The sequence below is a fragment of the Streptomyces sp. NPDC002680 genome (assembly GCF_042889145.1).
Lineage (GTDB): Bacteria > Actinomycetota > Actinomycetes > Streptomycetales > Streptomycetaceae > Streptomyces > Streptomyces adonidis.
The window spans coordinates 82307-102540 of sequence record NZ_JBIAQP010000003.1; the positions used below are offsets into that span (position 1 = coordinate 82307).

At 71.0% G+C, this 20234-nt stretch carries 12 protein-coding genes, 1 tRNA gene, 1 other RNA gene and 1 pseudogene; 4 read left to right on the forward strand and 11 right to left on the reverse strand.

Annotated features, from left to right (window positions below):
- Positions 1–210: 210 nt before the first annotated feature.
- The gene (locus tag ACFYXF_RS10025) at positions 211–2484 is read right to left on the reverse strand and encodes a DNA polymerase III subunit gamma and tau (RefSeq protein ID WP_389349078.1); all 2274 of its coding nucleotides are present in this window, start codon (positions 2482–2484) and stop codon (positions 211–213) included.
- Positions 2485–3080: 596 nt separating this feature from the next.
- Positions 3081–3177, reverse strand: an RNA gene (gene ffs, locus ACFYXF_RS10030) — signal recognition particle sRNA small type.
- 73 nt (positions 3178–3250) lie between these two features.
- Between ffs and ACFYXF_RS10035 the strand changes: the two genes are divergently transcribed.
- Positions 3251–3338: transfer RNA gene (locus ACFYXF_RS10035), tRNA-Ser, on the forward strand.
- 135 nt (positions 3339–3473) lie between these two features.
- On the opposite strand, the gene ACFYXF_RS10040 is transcribed toward ACFYXF_RS10035, so the two are convergent.
- The 3 genes from ACFYXF_RS10040 to ACFYXF_RS10050 form a co-directional block, all read right to left on the reverse strand.
- Positions 3474–6344 (reverse strand): SpoIIE family protein phosphatase, encoded by a 2871-nt coding sequence (locus ACFYXF_RS10040; protein ID WP_389349079.1) that lies wholly within the window; start codon positions 6342–6344, stop codon positions 3474–3476.
- Between the two features lie 216 nt (positions 6345–6560).
- Positions 6561–7706 carry a hypothetical protein gene (locus tag ACFYXF_RS10045; RefSeq protein WP_389349080.1) on the reverse strand — a complete coding sequence of 382 codons (1146 nt, stop codon included), beginning with the start codon at positions 7704–7706 and terminating at the stop codon, positions 6561–6563.
- Between the two features lie 891 nt (positions 7707–8597).
- Positions 8598–8975: a hypothetical protein gene (locus tag ACFYXF_RS10050; protein WP_389349081.1), complete on the reverse strand. Its 378-nt coding sequence runs from the start codon at positions 8973–8975 to the stop codon at positions 8598–8600.
- Between the two features lie 512 nt (positions 8976–9487).
- Between ACFYXF_RS10050 and ACFYXF_RS10055 the strand changes: the two genes are divergently transcribed.
- Positions 9488–9748 carry a WYL domain-containing protein gene (locus tag ACFYXF_RS10055; RefSeq protein ID WP_389349082.1) on the forward strand — a complete coding sequence of 87 codons (261 nt, stop codon included), beginning with the start codon at positions 9488–9490 and terminating at the stop codon, positions 9746–9748.
- Positions 9749–9867: 119 nt separating this feature from the next.
- On the opposite strand, the gene ACFYXF_RS10060 is transcribed toward ACFYXF_RS10055, so the two are convergent.
- Positions 9868–10500 (reverse strand): hypothetical protein, encoded by a 633-nt coding sequence (locus ACFYXF_RS10060; protein WP_389349083.1) that lies wholly within the window; start codon positions 10498–10500, stop codon positions 9868–9870.
- Positions 10501–10701: 201 nt separating this feature from the next.
- The gene (locus ACFYXF_RS10065) at positions 10702–13824 is read right to left on the reverse strand and encodes an FG-GAP-like repeat-containing protein (RefSeq protein ID WP_389349084.1); all 3123 of its coding nucleotides are present in this window, start codon (positions 13822–13824) and stop codon (positions 10702–10704) included.
- Between the two features lie 281 nt (positions 13825–14105).
- Between ACFYXF_RS10065 and ACFYXF_RS10070 the strand changes: the two genes are divergently transcribed.
- A complete protein-coding gene (locus ACFYXF_RS10070; RefSeq protein ID WP_389349085.1) occupies positions 14106–14930 on the forward strand; it encodes a class I SAM-dependent methyltransferase in 825 nt (274 codons plus the stop codon).
- A gap of 188 nt (positions 14931–15118) precedes the next feature.
- Here ACFYXF_RS10070 and ACFYXF_RS10075 read toward each other — a convergent pair whose 3' ends face one another.
- Positions 15119–16207: a dihydrodipicolinate reductase gene (locus ACFYXF_RS10075; protein ID WP_389349086.1), complete on the reverse strand. Its 1089-nt coding sequence runs from the start codon at positions 16205–16207 to the stop codon at positions 15119–15121.
- Between the two features lie 664 nt (positions 16208–16871).
- Here ACFYXF_RS10075 and ACFYXF_RS10080 point away from each other — a divergent pair.
- Entirely contained in the window at positions 16872–18293 is a 1422-nt protein-coding gene (locus ACFYXF_RS10080; protein WP_389349087.1) for a PLP-dependent aminotransferase family protein, read from the forward strand.
- Positions 18294–18499: 206 nt separating this feature from the next.
- Here the strand turns inward: ACFYXF_RS10080 and ACFYXF_RS10085 are convergent, their stop codons facing one another.
- The 3 genes and pseudogenes from ACFYXF_RS10085 to ACFYXF_RS10095 all read right to left on the reverse strand — a co-directional run bounded on the left by ACFYXF_RS10085 (position 18500) and on the right by ACFYXF_RS10095 (position 20186).
- Positions 18500–19336 (reverse strand): protein kinase, encoded by an 837-nt coding sequence (locus tag ACFYXF_RS10085; protein ID WP_389349088.1) that lies wholly within the window; start codon positions 19334–19336, stop codon positions 18500–18502.
- Between the two features lie 70 nt (positions 19337–19406).
- Complete coding sequence (locus ACFYXF_RS10090; RefSeq protein ID WP_389349089.1) at positions 19407–19850, reverse strand: glycine-rich domain-containing protein; 444 nt, start codon at positions 19848–19850, stop codon at positions 19407–19409.
- Between the two features lie 94 nt (positions 19851–19944).
- A pseudogene (locus tag ACFYXF_RS10095) lies at positions 19945–20186 on the reverse strand (hypothetical protein).
- Positions 20187–20234 lie beyond the last annotated feature (48 nt).

Consider the following 20234-nt stretch of genomic DNA (forward strand, 5'->3'; position numbering starts at 1 on the left):
TTCCCGGCGCTTGGTGCGGGCCCCGCTGGGAGCTGCCGCCCCCAGACCCCCGCTTCGGCCTGAACGGCCTCGTCCTCAAACGCCGGACAGGCTGGGTAGTCAGCCCGTCCGGCGTTTGAGGACAAGGGGGGTCTGGGGGCGCAGCCCCCAGGGATGGGACGGGTAGGGGCGGCGGGGGCGAGGGAAACCCGACCCACCGCACCCACCCGCCTACTCGTTCGAGAACTCCTCCAGCACCGTCGCCCCCAACTCCCGCACGATCATCTCGTGCCCGGAAAGCGCGGACTCGTCGAGGTCGGGGTCGTCGTCCTCGGGGACATCGTCCTCCGGGGCGATCGGCGGAGGTTCCGGAGCCGAGGGCCGCGGTGCCGGTGCCGGCGCGGAGGCCTGGGGACGGGGTGCCTGGGCCTGCGGGGGCGCCGGAGACGGGGGCGCGGGCTGCTGCTGGGGGGCGGGCGTCGACGCGGCGCCGCCGTAACCACCGCCGCCTCCGCCGCCGTAACCGCCGGGCGCACCCCCTCCGCCGTAACCACCGGTCGCCGGAGCCGCCTGACCACCACCACCGCCGCCCGTCGGGTCGACAACCGCCTCGATCCGCCACTGCACGTTGAACTGTTCCAACAGCGCCTGCTTCAGCACTTCCTCGCTGCCGCTGCTGGAGAAGTTGTCCCGCGCGCCCGCGTTCATGAAGCCGAGCTGGAGTGTGGTGCCGTCGAAGCCGCTGACCTGGGCGTTCTGGCTGAGCAGGATCCAGGTGAACCGGCGGCGGTTCTTCACCGACTCCAAGATGTTCGGCCAGAGCATGCGGGGGTCGAGGCCGCCGGGCACGGGGGCGCCGGCCGGCGCGGCGGGCGCCTGAGCCTGGGACTGAGGGGGCTGGGCGTAGGCCGGTGCGGGCGCGGCTGCGGCGGGTGCCGGGGGCTGTCCGGTGCCCGCAGGGGTGGCTGTGGGCCAGCCACCGGGCCGCCGCCCACTGCCCGCGCTCGTCGCGGTGGGCCAGGCACCGGGGGCGGCGGGAGCAGGGGCCGGTGCAGTCGGAGCCGCGGCCTGGGGCTGAGGCTGAGACTGGGGTGGCGGAACAGGCGCACCGACCGTGTCCGCCGTACCGGACACACCACCACCCGGCACGCCAGATGCACCCGGGGCACCCGATGCGGCAGGCATGACCGGCGCACCCACAGCACCGCCGCCACCCCCGCTACCCCCGCTACCGCCAGGCACCGCACCCTCGTACGCGGCGGGCACGCCGTGCGCGCCCGGTCCCGGCACGTACCCCATGGGGATGCCGGCCCCGCCCGGGCCCGCGGCCGGGCCGCCGGAGAAGTTGACCCCGCGTTCCAGCTTGTCGAGGCGGGCCATGACCGAGCGTTCGTCGCCGTACGCGGCCGGCAGCAGCACGCGCGCGCAGATCAGTTCCAGCTGGAGCCGGGGCGAGGTCGCGCCGCGCATCTCCGTGAGCCCGTCGTTGACGAGGTCGGCGGCGCGGCTGAGTTCGGCGGCGCCGAAGACACCGGCCTGGGCCTGCATACGCTCGACCACGTCCACGGGGGCGTCGATGAGCCCCTTCTCCGCCGCGTCGGGCACGGCGGCGAGGATCACCAGGTCGCGCAGTCGTTCGAGCAGGTCGGCGACGAAGCGGCGCGGGTCGTTGCCGCCCTCGATGATGCGGTCGACGACCTCGAAGGCCGCCGCGCCGTCCCCGGAGGCGAACGCCTCGACCACGGAGTCGAGCAGCGAGCCGTCCGTGTAGCCGAGCAGGGAGGTGGCCATGGCGTAGGTCACGCCCTCGGCACCGGCGCCGGCCAGCAGCTGGTCCATGACGGACATGGAGTCTCGTACGGACCCCGCGCCGGAGCGGACGACCAGGGGGAGTACGCCGTCGGCGACCGGGATGTTCTCCTGGCCGCAGACCTCGCCGAGGTAGTCGCGGAGCGTGCCCGGCGGGACCAGCCGGAAGGGGTAGTGGTGGGTCCGGGAGCGGATCGTCCCGATGACCTTCTCGGGTTCCGTGGTCGCGAAGATGAACTTGAGGTGCTCTGGCGGCTCCTCGACGACCTTGAGCAGCGCGTTGAAACCGGCCGACGTGACCATGTGGGCCTCGTCGATGATGTAGATCTTGTAGCGGCTGCTCGCCGGTCCGAAGAAGGCCTTTTCGCGCAGGTCACGGGCGTCGTCCACACCACCGTGCGACGCGGCGTCGATCTCGATGACGTCGATCGACCCGGGGCCGTTGCGCGCGAGGTCCTGGCAGGACTGACACTCGCCGCAGGGCGTCGGCGTCGGCCCCTTCTCACAGTTGAGGCAGCGCGCCAGGATGCGCGCGCTGGTCGTCTTGCCGCAGCCGCGCGGCCCGCTGAACAGGTACGCGTGATTGACCCGGTTGTTCCGCAGCGCCTGCTGCAGCGGGTCGGTTACATGCTCCTGCCCGATGACCTCGGCGAACGACTCCGGGCGATAGCGGCGGTACAGCGCAAGGGACGACACGCATACGACGATATCGGCCCCCACTGACAGTCGACCCCGCCCGCCCGCCTCACCCCGCGCCTAGCTGGGCATCCCACCACTCACTCGCCCTTCGCCACTGCGTCCTTCACTGCGCCTTTTGACGGCAAGGAGTCCCCAAATATCCCCCTTTGAGGGCAGTACCCCTGGCCCTGCCCGGAACGCACACCGCTCACACGCTGACGGCACTGGGCCCGGCACTCCTGACTTACGCGGTGGTCCTGGTCGCGGCCCCATTCGCGCGGGTGCCCTGGGCACCAACTGGAACTGGCTGGGCGGCCTGGCTCTGGTTCTCCTGGCAGCCGGGGTGACCTTCCCGCTCACCCCGCCGGTGAGCCTCTGGGTCTTGGCCGGGGCATGTTCATCACCTAGAACACGCCCAACGTGTTCCTGTGGCTCGCGATGACGGCGGTACTGGCGCCGACGACCGGCCATCCTCCGTCGGTGATCGGCCTGGGTGGGACGCTCGTCTTCTTCTACGCGGTGTTCATCGACGAACGGGGCTTCCTGCACGCCCACAGCCGCACACTCACGGCGGCACCTGCGGCGGCGGCCTCGGTCGTCCCGACCCCGGCCAAACAGAAGACCCCCCACGCACCCGCCAGAGCCAACCTACCCTTGCTGCCTTCCGGCCCTGGGGGAGTTCAGTCAGATAGCGCCGCGTGAGGGGCTGAGGCCCAGCGTACCTGATCGCAGGGGGCCCGAACGAGTTCGCAACCACCCCCTCAGGTCATGTAATGTTCCCGGCGGAGGATTCGCCTAGTGGCCTAGGGCGCACGCTTGGAAAGCGTGTTGGGGGCAACCCCTCACGAGTTCGAATCTCGTATCCTCCGCCAGTGCCTCACCGGGCACGATGCCGAAGGGCCCCACCGTTCGCGGTGGGGCCCTTCGTCGTTGTCCGTCTCAGTTGACCGACCGCCGCTTGCTTGACGAACCGGCGGCTCTCGGCGGGGGTCTCAGGTGAACGGCTTTCATGCCGCTTCCAGGACGGACAGCGGGACGTCCGGCGACTCGGGGCCGGTCAGTGCCTGTTCCGTCCAAATGCACTTGCCCGTCGCGGTGTACCGCGCGCCCCACCGCTGCGACAGGGCCGCGACCAGCTGCAGGCCCCGGCCGCCCTCGTCCGTCTCGGACGCCCGGCGGATCCGGGGGGTGGTGAGGCTGCCGTCCGAAACCTCGCAGACCAAGGTGCGGCTGCGTAGCAGGCGGAGCAGCACCGGGCCCTTGGCGTAGCGCACGACGTTGCCCACCAATTCGCTGACCAGCAGTTCCGTGGTCATTGCCAGGTCGTCCAGGCGCCATTGCGAGAGTTGCTCACGGACGAGCTTGCGCGCCTCGCCCGCGGCCTGGGGCAGCATGGGCAGCGGCCAGGCGGCGATCGCCTCGGAGGGAAGCCTGTGTACGCGGACGGCCAGCAGGGCCGCGTCGTCCGCGGACTGTTGCTGGGCCGGGAGAAGGCCGGCGGTCAGCGTGTCGCAGAGGACGTCGAGATCGCTGTCGTGGTCCTCGGCGAGCAGCCGGGCGAGACGGGCCATGCCGACGTCGATGTCGCGGCTGGCGGACTCGATGAGCCCGTCGGTGTAGAGGACGAGGAGGCTGTTGTCCGGGAGCGTGAGTTCGACATTCTCGAAGGGCGGGTCGGCGGCGCCCAGTGGGGGATCCGGAGCCACATCGGGGAAGTCGACGGTGCCGTCGGGGAGGACGACGGCGGGCGGCGGGTGCCCTGCGCGGGCGAAGGCGCAGATGCCGGTGGTGGGGTCGTAGACCGCGTACAGGCAGGTGGCGTACGAGTCGTCGCCGAGGCCGGAGACGACGTCGTTGAGGTGGGCGAGGATCTCGTCCGGGGGCAGGTCCAGCTCGGCGAGGGTGTGTACGGCGGTGCGCAGCCGCCCCATGGTGGCTGCCTCCGGCAGGCCGTGGCCCATCACGTCGCCGATGACGAGAGCGACCCGCTCGCCGGAGAGCGGGATGATGTCGTACCAGTCGCCACCCACGTCCATGCCCTGACCGGCCGGCAGATAGCGGGCGGCGGCGGTGCAGGCGGGCAGCGACGGCAGCGCCTGTGGCAGCAGGCCACGCTGGAGTTCCTGGGCCCGGGTGTGCTCGGCGTCGAAGAGCCGGGCACGTTCCAGCGCCTGGGCGACGAAGCCGCTGATCGCGACCAGGAGCGTGCGCTCCTCGCCGGTGAGGCGGCGCGGCCGGTCGAAGGAGATCACGCACACCCCGATCGGGTGATCCGAAGCGATCAGCGGCAGGAACGCCCAGGCCTTCTTGCCTCCCGCCTCAGGCTGGTCGGCCAACGGGGGGTAGCGCGCGACGTACTCCTCCGGAGAGGAGATGAACTGCGGGGTGCGGATGCGCAGGGCGTCCATCACCGCGCTGTGCTCCGAGAGGGGGCGGTTGTCGAGCAGGTCGAGGAATTCCCGGGGATAGCCGAGGCTGCCGACGACATGCGTCCGGTCGTTCTCGATGGCCTGTATGACCAGTCCTGCCGCACCGAACGGCGGCAGTACGTGCCGGGCCACGGCGTCCACCACGCCCGCCGAGCCGGTCGCGCTGGCGAGCGCAGCCGTCAGCTCCGCGATACGGGCGGCCCGCTCGACCTCGGCGCGCGCGGCCTCCTCGCGCTCGGCGTCCCGCATCCGCTTGTCGTGGACGTCGGTGAAGTAGAAGGCCAGGCCGTCGGGGAGAGGGACCAGCCGCATGTGGTACCAGCGCCCGGTTCCCCCGGCCAGGACATCGAGGCCGGTGGGCGTGGACCGGGCGGCCGTCTCCTCGCAGAGCGCCCGGAGACCGGGGAGCTGGAGGGCGTCGGAGAGTTCCCACGCCGTGCGGCCGATCAGCTCCTGGCCGCAGCCGAGGACCCGCTCCGCCTCCGCGTTGACGAAAGTGATCCGCCACTGCTGGTCCAGTGCGAGAAAGCCGTCGCTCAGGTGACGCAGGGCGCGGCTGATCGCGTCGTGAGCACTTCGGGACTCCGTGGTGTCCCAGACCGTACCGACCATACCGACCGGCTGGTCCGCGTCGTCCACTTTCACCTGGCCGCGCACCTGCACCCAGCCGGTCGTGCCGTCCGGGCGGTTCACCCGGTACTCGGTGGAGTACAGGCTCCGGTCGCGCACCGCCTTGTCGACCCCTGTCGTCACCAAGGGAACGTCATCCGGGTGGACGAGGCCCAGCCAGGTTTCCGTCCGCCGGTCGTACGTCTCCGGATCGATGCCGAGCACGGTCATCGCAGCCTCGTCCAGGACCAGTTCTCCGGTGCCCATACGCCACTCCCAGGAGCCGACGCGTACGGCCTTGAGCGCCTGTCGCAGACCTCGCCCGGCGACCGGCTGATCCTGCGGTGCCGGAGGCGCGGGCGTCAGTGGGCGACTCAGCCGCGAGGCGGCCCAGGCGGCGACAGCCTCGAGAAAGGCCCACTGCTCGGGGTCGGGCTCGCGGGTGGTGGCGGTCAGGACAGTGAGCGCGCCCAGCGCGCCGTCCGGGCCGGGCACGGGGACGGCGGCGGCACCGCCTGCCAAACCCGTGCTGCCGACGGTCCCGAGGCCGGGTCCGTCGAGCGGGAGTGCGAGCAGCCACGCACGGGCCTCTTCCCGCGTGGCGTGGGCCGGGGGCCAGTCTCCGTCGTCCGCGAGGCGTTCCCAGGGGGCGGTCAGCGCCGGCGGCAGGTTACTGCTCGCCACCAGGCGTAGGCCGCGCAGCCCGCCGACCCGGCGCACATGAATCATGCCGCCCACCCCGCCGAGCTCGGCCACGGCGTGCTCCAGAGCGAGACGCAGGGCCTCGGTCAGCGGCAAGCCGTCGTCGACGGCGCCGAGTATGTTCAGCCGCCTCTTCATGACCTTAATCTACAGAAAATCTATATTACTGAAAAAATCATCACTTACTGTGAATAACGCACTGGTCAATACGACAGCGGTGTCAGAGCCGAGTTTTCCCCACACAGTGAGTCAGTGCGTTTGAGGCCCGGACTCCGGCAAAGACCCTGGGCCGCAGGCCACCAGGCCCTACCGCCGGCAACCGGACCCCATGGCCAACCGCCAGGTCGTATCCGCCTACCGCAGCAGGTCCGCGTTCGTGCCGGGCAGCCGTGCTCCTTCCTTGACCAGCACCCGCTCGGCCAGGGCACGGAACTCGGCGCGTGCCTTGTCCTGGTCGCCGCCGCGCAGCAGCGTGCCGGTCAGGGAGTCCAGGCTCCAGGTGACGAGTACACCGTGCCGAGCGAGGTACAGCCCGACGTCGCGGATCCGGTAGCGATCGGCGACGTCCAGCCAGGCGTAGCCGACCAGCTGCCACAGCCAGCGCGCAGAGCGATCCTCTTTGTCGGTCTTCACCACCGTCTTGACGTCGATCAGCGTGGAGCCGGTCGGGCCGGGTATCAGCAGGTCGCCATCGGCCCAGTGATTGACGAAAACGGGCCCGGCGATGCCCAGCGGCTGACCCTCGGGGGGATCGCCCGCCAGCCGACGCATCTCGGCCAGGGCGCCGTGGATCTCTGTCTGCCGCGCCAGCCGCGTCAGCTCGTCCACGACCGCTTCGCTCGCGGCCGCGCGCATGGTCTCGACGGTTGGGACGCTTGGCCGGAAGACCTGGTGCATCGAGTCGTGGATGGTGCCGGAGCGGTAGACGTCCTCGAACATGTCCAGCAGCCAGCAGACACGGGCGAGCCCGGCCTCGGCACCGCGGGTACCGAGACGCCCCGGAGGTGCGTGCTGCGCGAAGTAGGCACGGCTACGGGCGAACAGGTCTGCCAGCACAGGCTCCGCCGGCATGTAGCGGTCGGAGCGGTGGCTCGGCCGCAAGATGCTGTTGACGATGCTGCCGAGCTCCGTGCGAGGGGCGTCCATGATGCTGTGGACGAAGTCGGCGCGTTCCGCATCGGAGCTGCGCTGTGACGGTACGGAACGGGCCAGGGGGAGAAGGTCGAGCCACCCCGACGCGGTCGGGCGCAGGTCGAGTGCTCTGGAGCGTTCCCGCTCGCCGAGGCCGGCGTGGGTCGGGTAGAGCGCGGCCTGCTCGTCGGCCCATGCACGGCCGGCCAGTTTGGCCGCCACCAAGCCGTGCAGTGCGTAGTACGGCGGTGCGGGCTGCACGAGCGCGGCCAGGCGGGCGCCGAAGGCACCGCCGATCGAGGCCCAGTGCCGCCCGTCGACCTGTCCGCTCGGGAAAACGGGCCTGCGGCCGCGTGTGGCGCCGACCAACCGGCCGACAGCCTCCGCCGAACCAGTGAACCGTCTGGCACACCACTTGCCCAGTTCCCCGCCATGCAATTGAGACGTCAACGACATTGGCCCGCCTGCGCATTGACCCACTTCACCGGCTCAGGGGTATCACACGCCCCATGTCCCCCAAAGGGGTTGCGAGAAGACCAGCCTGATGGGCGAACACACACACCGTCCGCCCGGAAAGCGTAGGAACATGTCGGCGAGTGGTGGCCAGATTTTCTGCATCCGCACGGATCACGGAACTGCGCCATCCTCGACTCTGGAGCCGAGCAGCTTCGGCCCGCCCTGTGACGCCCCCATGTCTCTCAAGGTGCAACCTCATGAAGTCCCGATCGACTCTTGCGACTTGGCTGAGCGAACTCGACGGAACTGGCGGACCGTCTCCAACGTCCGGGGTCCGTGGCGCTCGTCCTGCCGCACCTCACGCTGCCGTGCTTGCAGGCTGCCGAGGCGCTGGCGGCCCTGGGGGCACGAGCGACCCGGGACAGCCTCGCGGAGTTGCTCGGCTTGGCATCCCCTGGGGCGGTACACGCGCTGGACGCGACTCTGGAGGCGCTGTCGGATCGGGCACTCGTGTGGCACGACGGCGACGAGGCACTCCGGATGCCTGCGGCCTTGCGGCAGGCGTGGAGCACGCCTCTGGGACTTGACGCCCCGCTGGAAGAGCTGCTGGCCGACACCACCTCGGAGGAACTGCGCGGCATGCTGGCGGTCCTCGGTATCAAGCCTCCCAGCACCAAGCAGCAGCGACTCGCGGCTCTGGTCGAGCATCACCGTGACGTGGAACGGGTCGCCTCGCTGGTGGCCCAAGCACCGGCGGCCACACGGAAGTTGCTTGAGCGGAGCGCCAGGTCCACGCCGTGTCAGTCACTGTTCGTCGTGTTCGGGGCTCCTGACGACGACCTCCAGCCAGGCGCCCGATGTGGCCCTGGCTCTGAGGGGCCCCGATTGGCACGCTCCGTTCGAACCCCTGCCGCCCGTCGCACAGTTGGTGTCCGTCACCTCCTCGGAGGTGGAGCGGGAGGCCGCGGTGGCCGCCACCGCGTTCGCGGCCCATGCCGCCTCCGTCCTTTCGGCGTGCGCGACCGCTCCACCGACCCGGCTGAAGTCGGGCGGGATCGGCGCGCGTGAACTGGCCCGGCTCGGCAAGGCCGCCCAGGCGGACGACGCCGTCGTACGCATCGCCCTGGAGACCGCGTACGCCGCCGGACTGCTGGCCCGCGACGGCGATCGCGTACCTCCCACCGAGGCGTACGACGCCTGGGCCGAGCAGCAGCCCGCGGAACAACTCGCCGTACTGCTCCGGGCATGGCGGGACCTGCCGCTCACCCCCACCCGGGCGCGCGACGAGGACAACAAGGCGCTTCCCGCGCTCGCCGGTGCGCCTGACTGCGGCGGCTGTCTGCAGGCCCGCCACGGGCTGCTCTCCGCAGCGGCGGGGCTCCCGGCAGGGCAGGGTGTGCAGGTCGCTTCGGAGCTGGGGCCGCTCGTGGCCTGGCACCGTCCGCTTGCCGACGACGCCTCGACCCAGGACACCCCACCGTTCAGCACCGTGATCCGCGAAGGCGAACTGCTGGGCGTGCTGGCACGCGGTGCGCTGTCCCCACTCGGTGCCCACCTGGCGGCCCACGCCGACGAAGCGGACGAAGAGCTCGACATCACGGCCCGGCGGCTGCTTCCCCCCGCGACCACGACGGCCCGGATCGGCGCCGACCTCACCGCCGTCGTCACCGGCACCCGACCCGTTCGGCAGCGGGGTGCCTTTCGCGACGGACACCGAGGAGATCGTCGCCGGGTACGCGAAGCACCTGTCCTACAGCGACGTCCGCCAGGTCGCCCATGCCATCGACACCGGTGCGGCCATCACGGTCGAGTACATCGCCACCTCGGGCAACCGGACCGTACGCACCCTCAGCGACCTGGAACTCGACCCGCCCTACCTCGACGCCTGGTGCCACCTGCGCGAAGCGGAACGCGTCTTCAGTCTCGCCCGCATCCATGGCGTCATGCCCGCGTAGGAATCGGCGGCCAAGGCCGGGTGCCCGAGTGCCCGGGTGCGGTCCGCAGCCTGGGACAGCGCATTCGGTCTGGAGCTGTTCGAGAACGCGGAGCACTCGGCTGGGACCAGGCTGCAGCGTCACTGTTGTCCCGGCGTGGACCGGCAGTCGTTCCACAGGGCTGCCAGGCTCGCCGGAATCTGGGTGATGGCGGCGCAGCCCTGGGGGTCGGCGGGGAATCCGTCGCTGGCCACGTAGCTCCAGCCGGTGTTGGGGGTGTCGGTGAAGTACTTCATCGCGGCTCCGTCGTCCTGGAGGGCGACCTGCTCCGCCTTCGTGGCGCCGGGAGTGAGCTGGAAGCGGGTTCCGGCGTAGAGGGTTCCGTCGCAACTGCCGTAGTAGAACGTGCCCTTGACCGGGGCGATGTGGGTGAGCGGCGGTTGGGCCTGTTTGCCGTAGGCCGCCGTGACATCCGTCTTGACGGTGGGCGGCACCAGCAGTGAGCGGCAGCCGTCGGGCTTGGGCGGGGAACCGGCGGTGGTGTGCCCGGCCGATGTGCCCGGCGAGGTACCCGCCGGCGCACCCGCAGACGTGTCCGTCGGAGCGGACGCCGGAGCGGATGCCGCTGCCGACGGAGAAGGTGTCTGTGCTGGGTTCGGTGGGCTGCTGTTCGCCGTGCTGCCGCTCTGCGTGCAGCTCGTGAGCAGGGCCAGCGCCGCAGCGGCCGTACCCAGAGCGGCAGCGCGGGACAGGGAACGTTTCCGACGCACCATTTCGAACCGTCCTCTCTGATACATCCAGACAGGGCCGAGATGGCGTAACTCGCGTACGTTCTCCCGGTCTTGTACATCAAGACGCTGCTCCTTGCGCCCTGGTTTCACCGAACATGGCCGAACGTGGCCGGGCATGGCCGGGCCCGGCCGCGGGGAGTCGCGGTCGGGCCCGGTAGCAGGGGTGAGTGGGATTGGTTGGGATCAGTACAGGCCGGTGTAGCCGCTCCAGCCCGTGGCTATCCGGGCCTTCGTGCCGAAGGTCGCCGCCGCCGTACCGTTCCAGCGCCACAACGCGCCCGCGCTGTCCCGGCCCAGCAGGTCCGGGCGGCCGTCGCCGGTCAGGTCGCCGGGGACCGTCAGGGCGTTGACGCTGATGCCGCCCGCGATCCTCACCCTCGCCCCGAACGCGCCCTTGCCGTTGCCCAGCCAGCGCCACAGCACGCCCGCGCTGTCCAGGCCGACCATGTCGCCGATGCCGTCGGCATTCAGGTCCCCCGCGCCCACCAGGCGGGTGTAGCCGCCCTGGCCCCCGACCAGCTTGACCCGCGCCGACAGGCCACCCTTGCCGTCGGCCGAGTAGCGCCACAGGACCCCTGACGTGTCCCGCGCTATCAGGTCCGCCCGGCCGTCACCGGTCAGGTCGCCCGGGGACGTCAGCACGTTGTAGCCGCCGAAGCCCGTGCCGATCACCCGGCGCGGCGGGGTCTTCGGCGTGAACGCCCGCCCGCACGTGCCGTCGTACCGCAGCAGCTGCCCGGACGCGTTCCGGACCAGCAGGTCGTTGCACGCGTCGCCGCTCAGGTCGCCGAACGGGACGAACGCCGACGACGTGGGCCAGCCGCCCGCCAAGGCCTTCTTCGCGGTGTCGATCGTGCCGCGGCCGGTGCCGGGCTGGATCGCCAGCCGGCCCGCGCTGTCGAACGTGAGCAGGTCGCCGATGCCGTCCCGGCCGAAGTCATGGCGCTCCAGGGAGCGGACCGGCAGCTGCTTGTCGTAGATCGTCGTCTCGGTTTCCGTACCCGTACCCGTGTCCGCCTGCGTTTCGCTGGGGGTGCGGGCCTTCAGGGTCACCCTGTACGTGCCGGTGCGGACCAGCGCCCCGTTCTCGGCGCGGCCGTCCCAGGTCGCCGTCAGTTTCCCGCGTGCCGGGCCGCCAGTGATCGTCCGTACGACCGTGCCGCCCGAGGTGGCGACGGTCAGCTGCCAGCTCGTCGTCGGCCTGTTCAGGTGCCAGACGCCCTCGAAGTTGCCGCCCTCGCGCAGCTCCACGGAGGTCGGGACGGTCGCGTCCGTCGCTGTCAGCGGGGACGTGATCACCTGCGGCCACTTCACCGTCACGTCACCGGACGCCGTCTGGTAGGCGACCGGGCCGCCGAAGCGGTCCACGTTCCAGTACCGGCCGCGGCGGTCGGCGGGAGCGTAGCGCGGGGACGGGAGCGGGCCGAGTTCCTCGGTGCCGGCCTTGTCGGCGGGGACCGCGCCCCGCAGGTACGTGATCAGGAGTTTGTCGGCCTCGTCGTCCTGGGAGACCAGGTAGCCGTCGCCGAGCTGCGCGTAGCCCCGCGGTACGTCCTGCACCGCGGCTCGCTGCTGGTCGTAGACGCCCGCTTGTTCGTCCGGCCCGCAGGACCAGTAGACGTACCGGCCCACCACCTGCAGTTCGGTCGGGAGGCAGGCGGCGAGCGGGATGCTTTCCAGCTTCCGCATCGACGGCAGCGCGTACCTGTTGAACCAGGTCGCGCCGTTCGCGTCGGCCCCGGTCGTCCACAGGGTGTTCCCCCACAGGGCGGTGGCCGGCCAGGAGCCGGTGGCCAGGACCTTGCTGCCGTCCCGCACCTCCTGCTTGCCCTGGATCGTGCGGACCACGGAGTACGAACCGGACGCCGCCTCGACACGCGACACCATGTACTCGGGGTGGGAGACCTTGCTCTCCCCCGTGCCGACGAGCTGCAGGCACTCCTCGTAGCAGTCGACGTGGTAGGTGTACGCGGGGTCGTCCACGTCGTACCCGAGGTCGCCCAGGTTCTCCGGTGGTGCGGCGGTCAGTGTGCCGTCGACCGCCAGGGAGAGCGCCGAGGCGGTGAGATCGGTGCCTGCGGCCGGGTTGGGCGCGGCCGCCTTCTCGGTTCCGAGCAGCACCCGGCCCTGGTCGACCGCGACGCCGCCGGCCTCGTACACCGAGACCGCGGGCAGCGGCACCGACGGCTCGACGGCCGGGGTCCCGTCCGTGCCGAGGGTGATGTGCTGGACCGCCCAGTGCTCCGCGTCCGTGCCGCCCTCGATGTAGGAAGTGCCGTCGTCGCCGTCGGCGAAGTCTCCGGTCGAGGCGGTCAGCAGCGTCCGCGTCGCGCCGCCGCCGGTCAGCGGTACGGCGCGGATCGCGTTCTTGCCGGTGTCGTCGGGGTACAGGACCCAGTCGCCGATCACGCGGGCCTCGTGGAGGGCGGATTCCGGGACGTCGACCAGGTGACCGGGGGCCTGCGGATGCTCGCGGTCGATGACGTACAGGTACGACCGGAGGTCCTTGCCGGAAGCGTAGAAGACCACGTTGTCGCCGGTCAGACGGGGGCTCGACAGGAAACGGAAGTCGTCGCTCGGCACGTACGTCAGCGCGGCGGTGTCGAAGTCGAGCACCGCGGTACGTCCGGCGGCGTTGTCGTCGGCGTCGCCGTCGTGGTCGCTGTCGGGGGTGTAGGTGAACGCGGCCCCACGCGTGTCCGACGCCGACACGGGGGCGTACCCGCCGAAGTCGTCCGCGACGCCGGTCACCGGCCGTTCGACCGGCTGGCCGCCGCCCGCCGGTATCTCCAGCAGGTAGAGCGTCCACTTCCCGCCGCCCACCGGGCGGGCGACCAGCAGGCGGTTCTCGGCGAAGACGGAGGTGGCCCGGTCGCCGGTCGGTACGTAGAACCGTGTCGCCGCGCCGGTGGCGTAGTTCCGGATCAGGTACACGTTCTGTGTCCCCTCGGCCAGTTCCAGACCGAGGCCGCCGTTGTAGGCGTACGCGTGCGAGCGGCGCGGATACTCCCTGGTCGAGCCGTCCCGGCCGACCCACGCCGCCGAGGAGCCGCTCACGCTCGGCTTCGGCACGGACAGGTACCCGGAGTCGTCCGCCGTGGCGAGGAACGCCTGCCGCGGTGCCGTCCGGTGCGCGCCGGTCAGCGTGACGGTCGGCATGTCTCCGGCGTCCGCCGCGCCGGCCGGCAGCGCTGTCCACTGCAGCAGCCCGGCCGTCATCGCCAGGGCTGCCGCGGCCGAGACCGCCCCGGCCCTCGACCGACCTCTTCCCGGCGCCGTACGCGCGGTCGTGCGTCTCAGTCTCAAACGTCCCGCCCCCATGTGTTCTCCCCGTAAGTGAGCCGGCGATGTTCCGTCCCATCCCGCCCCATCAGACTCACGCCGACGCGAAGACGTTGTACGGCGGTAGGTGAACGGACGGTTCGGCGGTTCGGCGGTACGCGGGCGGGCGGTTCGGCGCCACCGGATACCACCCCACCCCCCGGTTGTCATCCCGTCACCCGGCGCCGACCCTGTTACGGAGGTCCTTGGTACGAAGCTCCTCAAAGCTCCTCCCCGGAGCTCCTCGGTACGGAGGTCGCGTCACCATGCCCGCCGACACCAGGTCGCCGAAGAAACCGAAGAAGCCCAAGAAGCCCAAGAACCTGCGCGGCAACCGAGCCGCCCTCACCCACAAGGTCGGCTACGCCCTGCGCAACCCCGGCCGGGTCGCCCCGTACCTGCGCCGCGCGGGCCGGGACGCCTGGCTGCGGCTGAAGCACCCGGACCACGTCGGTTACTACCGGGCCGTGATGGCCGCCGACACGGCCCGCGATCCGGAGGCCGCGGTCGGCAGCCGGACCCATGACCGCTGGCTGGCGCTCGGGCGGATGCAGTTCGACTACCTCGTCGAGCACGGGCTGCGCCCCGAGCACCGCATGCTCGACATCGGCTGCGGCAATCTGCGCGGCGGCTGGCGCTTCATCGAGCACCTCGACACCGGGCACTACTACGGCATCGACATCTCGCCCGACATCCTGGTCGCCGCCAAGAAGACACTCACGGAGCGCGGCCTCCAGGACAAGCTGCCGCACCTCACCATCACGGGCGATCTCACCCTGGACTTCCTGCCGGGCGACCACTTCGACGTCGTCCACGCGCACAGCGTCTTCTCGCACTCGCCGCCGGAGGTCATCGAGGAGTGCCTGAGCCATGTCGGTCGGGTGCTGACCGACACCGGGTTCTTCGACTTCACCTTCGACCGCACCGAGGGCACCGAACACCAGGTCCTGCGCGAGGACTTCTACTACCGGACCGAAACCCTCCTCACCCTCGCCCGCCGCCACGGCCTGCACGCCCGCTTCATGGAGGACTGGGAGGAACGCCCGCACGGGCAGTCGAAGATACGGGTGAGTCGCGCGCCGCTGGGTTAGGGGTGTCCGGCGGAGGCCGCGGACCCAACTGGGCGAGTGGGCCCCACGTACAGCAGCGGAAGACGAAGAAGAAGCGCTGATCCCCGGCTCCGCCGTCGCGCTTTTCCTACCGGCTCCGCTGACCGCACCCGACTACACCTGGCTGCACCGCCAACGCCACGGCCCCACCCGTCCCCGGCCACCTCTCCTCACCCCAACATCGCAGTGAACCCCGGCAGATCCACCGTCGTCCGGATCCCCGGTGCCGCCGCGCACACCGCCGGGACCGCGTTGACGGCGCGGTTCGCGGTGTAGCCGGGGGTCGTCGATGCCATCCGTTCCAGGGGGACCGCCAGGCGCATGTCGATGTCGAGGGGGGCGTCGCCCTCGACCGAGAGGTGCCAGCCTGTGGGGCGGATGTCCCAGGCGGGGTCCAGGTCGGTCGTGCAGTACCACGTGGCCTGGAAGCGGAGGAGTTCCTCGCCGTTCCTCAGGCCCGAGACCGTCATCCGTTGGGCCGCCACCGTGCCCGGCGGCAGCGTGCCGGCGGCGATCGTCGTCGGGCGGGGAGCCGTCGCGACCTCGCCCGACGCGACGACCGAGTCGAGCGGGAGGCCGAGGGCGTCCCCGAGCAGGCGGAGCGAGGGGCCGAAGCTGTCGCGTACGTGGGACAGCCGGGCCTCGTCGAAGTCCGCGGGGGCGCTGCCGAACCCCATGACGTCGAACAGCATCCCCGGTGAGTCGCGGCGCGACAGGTCCGCGTACTCGTGGATCGACAAGTGGTCGAGGCGGCGCTGGATCGACGCCAGGACCAGCGGGACCGCCTCCGTGATGAAGCCGGGGCTGCTGCCCGTGCTGTGGATCGAGGTGCCGCCCCGTGCGCAGGCGGCCTCGATCCGTTCCCGTACCGCCTTGTCCATGCTCGGGGGGTGGTGGAACTCGCCCCGGGTCGTCACGACGTTCGCGCCCGACTCCAGGATTCGGCAGACCTCGTCCATGTCGCAGGCGCGTGGCATGTAGAGCACGCAGTCGGCGTCGAGGGACAGGATCTCCTCGATGTCGTGGGTCGCCTTGATGCCGGTGGGGGCAGCTCCGCACAGGGTGCCCGCGTCCTGACCCGCCTTCTCCGGTGAGTGGGCGTAGACCCCGGCCAGGGAGAGGCCGGGGTGGCCGAGTACCGCCCGCAGCGCGCCGGTGCCTATGTTGCCGGTGGCCCACTGGACGACTTCGAGCCGTTTCCCCGATCGGGCGCTGCCGCGAGCCATGTCCGCCTCGTCCACCTCGTCCACCTCGTCCACCTCACTGTGGTTGGGGGTCTCCGCCAGAGTTCGCCAGACCTTGGCGGCCAGGTCGATGTCCGGCGTCTGCTGGGCCCGCTCGACGAGTCCCGCAGCCGACCGGTGCCCTGTTCCGTGTGGCTCTCCTGGATCAGCATCCGGCTGTGCGGCGTGTCGAGCCTGATGTGGTCCCGGTGAGTGAGCCTCAGTTCGTCGAGCACCAGTTCGTCGCGCTCCGCTCGCGCGTCCTCGTACCTACCCTCTTCGAAGGCCGCATGCACCCGAAGCGTCAGCATCTCCTGACCCAGCACCGGGGTGCCGACCAGAGCACGGGCCACTCACGACGACCCAGATGCGGGAGATCGACGCGCTGCTCGGGACCGACGGCGGAGCGGTTGCCCCAGCCTCGGCCAGTCGATCTCCCGGGCGCGCAGCCACCACCACACGAGCGGCCGCCGCCGGGGTTCGTCCGGGACGACGGGCGCGTCCGGCAGGGCCGACATGGCACCGGCCTTGGCGTGCCACTCGGCGAACACCCCGAGGAAAACGGGATGGGGCTGGGTCGGCATCGTATGCCTCGCGAAAGCCACGACTGGCTCCTCACTTCTCGGCTGCTCGTGTCACTTGTCGCTCTCGTACGCAGTCGAAGGTAGCCAGAAATGGCTCGCTGGTACCGTCCAATGGCATGCGGGTATCACAGACCAATTCGCGGACCAATCTGGCCGGGGATCTCCTGCTCCACCTGGGCGGCTCCGGCGACGGGCCGCTGCACGAGCGGGTGAAACGGGCGCTGCGGGCGGCGATCCGGGACGGGCGGATCGAGGTCGGTACGGCGTTGCCGCCCAGTCGGCAGCTGGCGGCCGACCTCGGCTGCTCGCGCTGGGCGGTGACGGAGGCGTACGGGCAGCTCGTCGCCGAGGGGTATCTGGAGGCGCGGACGGGCTCCGCGACCCGGGTGCGCTGGTCAAACGCGGCGGACGCCGACGAGCGGAGGCCCGCCGCAGGGCAGACACCCCTGCCCCGCTTCGACCTGGCGCCCGGGCTGCCGGACCTGCGCGCGTTCCCGCGCCGCCGGTGGGCCGACGCGGTCCGCGCCCAGGTGACGACCGCCGAGTTCACGGAGTTCGGCTATCCGCCGCCCGGCGGCCACCCCCGGCTGCGGCGGCTGCTCGCCGAGTACCTGGGCCGCTCCCGGGGTGTCGTGGCCGGTCCGCAGGACGTGACGGTATGCACGAGCGTGACCGACGGCGTACGGCGCGTCTGCCAGACCCTGCGCGCCCAGGGCATCACCGCCGTCGGCTGCGAGGAGCCCGGCTGGACACGGCTGCGCGAGGTGATCTCCGCCGCGGGTCTGCGTGCGGTGCCGATCCCGACGGACGACGGCGGCGTACACGTCGAGGACCTCGCAGCACAGGCCGACCTCCGTGCCGTACTGACGACTCCGGCGCATCAGTTCCCGCTGGGCAGCGTGCTCGTCCCCGAGCGACGCGCGGCCCTGCTGCACTGGGCCCGCCGGGTGGACGGCGTCGTACTGGAGGACGACTACGACGCCGAGTTCCGCTACGACCGCCGTCCGGTCGCCGCCCTCCAGGGCATGGATCCGTCCCGGGTCGTCCTGTTCAAGTCGCTCAGCAAGGTCGTGTCCCCGGCGCTCGGCATCGGCTGGATCGTGGCCCCGCCCCGCTGGACCGCCCTCCTCCACGAGACCGACCAGACGGCGACCCAGCCCCCGACCCTCGACCAACTCGCCTTCGCCGCGCTACTGGAGTCGGGCGCGTACGACCGCCATCTCCGCGCCTGCCGCCACCGCTACCGCGACCGCCGCGACGCCCTGGTCAGGTCCCTGGCCGACCAGCTCCCCGACGCCCCGGTCTCCGGCATCGCCGCCGGCCTCCACCTCATCCTCCGGCTGCCCGTCACTGTGAACACCGAGGCCGTGGTCAGGGCGGCGGCCGACCGGTCGTTGCGCGTGGCCGATCTCACCGCCTACCACGCGACCGACGCCCGGGCCGAGCACGGCCTGGTCCTGGGGTACGGGAATCTTGCCGACAGTGCGGTGGAGGAGGCGGTAGGGCTGCTTCGGGCGGCGATCGAGGAGAGCCGGTAGAACGCAGCCGAGCGGGCGGAGACCCTTGCCTACGGCTGCGGAGCGAGCCGGGGTTCCAGCAGCCCCGGGGCTTCATCCCAGCGGAATCGGTCCGCGCCCGCGCCCCCGCCCGCCTTGGTCCGGTGCGGCTCGTGCGAGCCGACCAGCGCAGGCCTTCAACCGCTCTCCATTCCAACTCAATGACGGCCGGCAAGGCCTTTGAGGCATCAGGTCAGGGCTTTGCCCACCTCGTGGATGGTGGGGCGATCCCCTGGTGCGTGGCTGAGCATTGCGTCGACCAATTCGCCTAGTTCACCGGGCACTTGCACAGGCCGACGCCGACCGTTGGCCACTGCCTCTCTCTGTACGGGGCGCGGGGCGTCGTCCGGGTACTCGACCGCCCGCCAGCCTGTGGCGGAGATGAGCAGTGAGGCGCCGAGTGCGTAGATGTCGGCTTCCTGGGTTGGTTCGGCTTGCCCGGTGTCGAGCACGCTGCGGGCGATCTCCGGTGCTTCGTAGTGGACGAGGCAGCCGCGGAAGGGGAAGTCGTAGCCCTCGGGGACGTGTCTGCCTCGGGCGAGGGCGAGGTCGATGAGGTGTGTTCGTTGGGGCCCGATGATGAAGTGGGCGGGCTGTACATCACCGTGTGCCCAGCCTTTGGTGTGGAGTTCGGCCAGTGCCTGGACGCATTCCAGTGCTTCGCTGGTGTCCGGTGCGATGGACGGGTCCGGCTTACGGCAGCGCTCCCATAGCCGGTACAGGTCCGGTCCTTCGTGCCACGGCTGGAAGTTCCAGGTGCCGTGTTCCCATTCGCCGTAGGCGATGTCGTCGTGGCCGAGGCGGTGCAGGACGGCACCTTCGCGTGCGGGCGCGAGTGCGGTCCAGGGTTGGGCGGGCCAGTCGGCCGTGGCCTGGACCGGGTGGCCGAGTTTCACGGCGTAGTGGCCCCGGTGGCTCTCCACCTCCCAGACCGTGGGGCCTCGACGGTTGATGACCAGGCGCTGAGTCGTGGGCATGAGTGCGTCGAGCACCACGATCGGCAGTTCAGGGGCTGAGCCGGGCAACGTCTCTTCTCCTTCCGGGCGAGCGCGGCCGACCATGAGTTCGGGCCGGCCGCGTGGCTGTTGTCGTGTGCTACGCCTGACCGTACGGTCGGCCGCAGTCCGAGTCGCACTGCGCGAGATTCACGCCGTTCACGGTCCACAGGTCGTCGAAGACCATGAACCCGGCCGCCTTCATGGCGCGTGCCGAGGCGGCGACCGTCTCCGGGTCGCGGGTTCCTCCGCCGGGCTTCGGGTTGTGGTGGAGGAAGCGGCCCGCGTACCGCTCGCAGAGCCTGGCGTACTCCTTCGTGTGCAGGATGAGCGCGTGGAGGCCGAGGTCCACGTCGTCGGACGGGACCATGGGCACGGTGGCGGTGGCCGCCGTGACGAGGAACGCGACAGCCTGGTCCGCGATCCGCTCGGCGCGCTCGGGCGGCTGCCCGTTGTGGATGACCACGAAGTGGGCGAGGCTCTCGAACAGTTCGTCACCAGCCGCTGCGCGACCGGTCTTCTGATCGTTGGCTGTTGTCGTCATGTGAGTCTCCTGGTGTGAGGTGGTGCAGGCATGTGCGTCTCGTCTGATCGCCCAGCTCGGCTCGTGGATGACCGGGACCGATCGATGGCGCGCATCACAGCCCGACCCGGCTGTTGCCGTTCTTGATGGTCAGGCGTGCGCTCAGTTCCTCCCGCGCGCTGAGCGCCACCACGTCGTCCGGTACGGCATCCCACTCCAGGCCGCCACGGATCGGCCGCATCTGCACACGGCCCCCGAACTCGCCCATGACGACGCCGATACGGTCCCTGGACTGTCCTTGGCCAGTTCACCGATGCCTGGTCTGGTCTGCTGGTTGCTCGCCATGCACAGGAGCATCGCGATCCGGGGACCGGTGCCAAAAGGTCCACCTGATTACCCAACGTG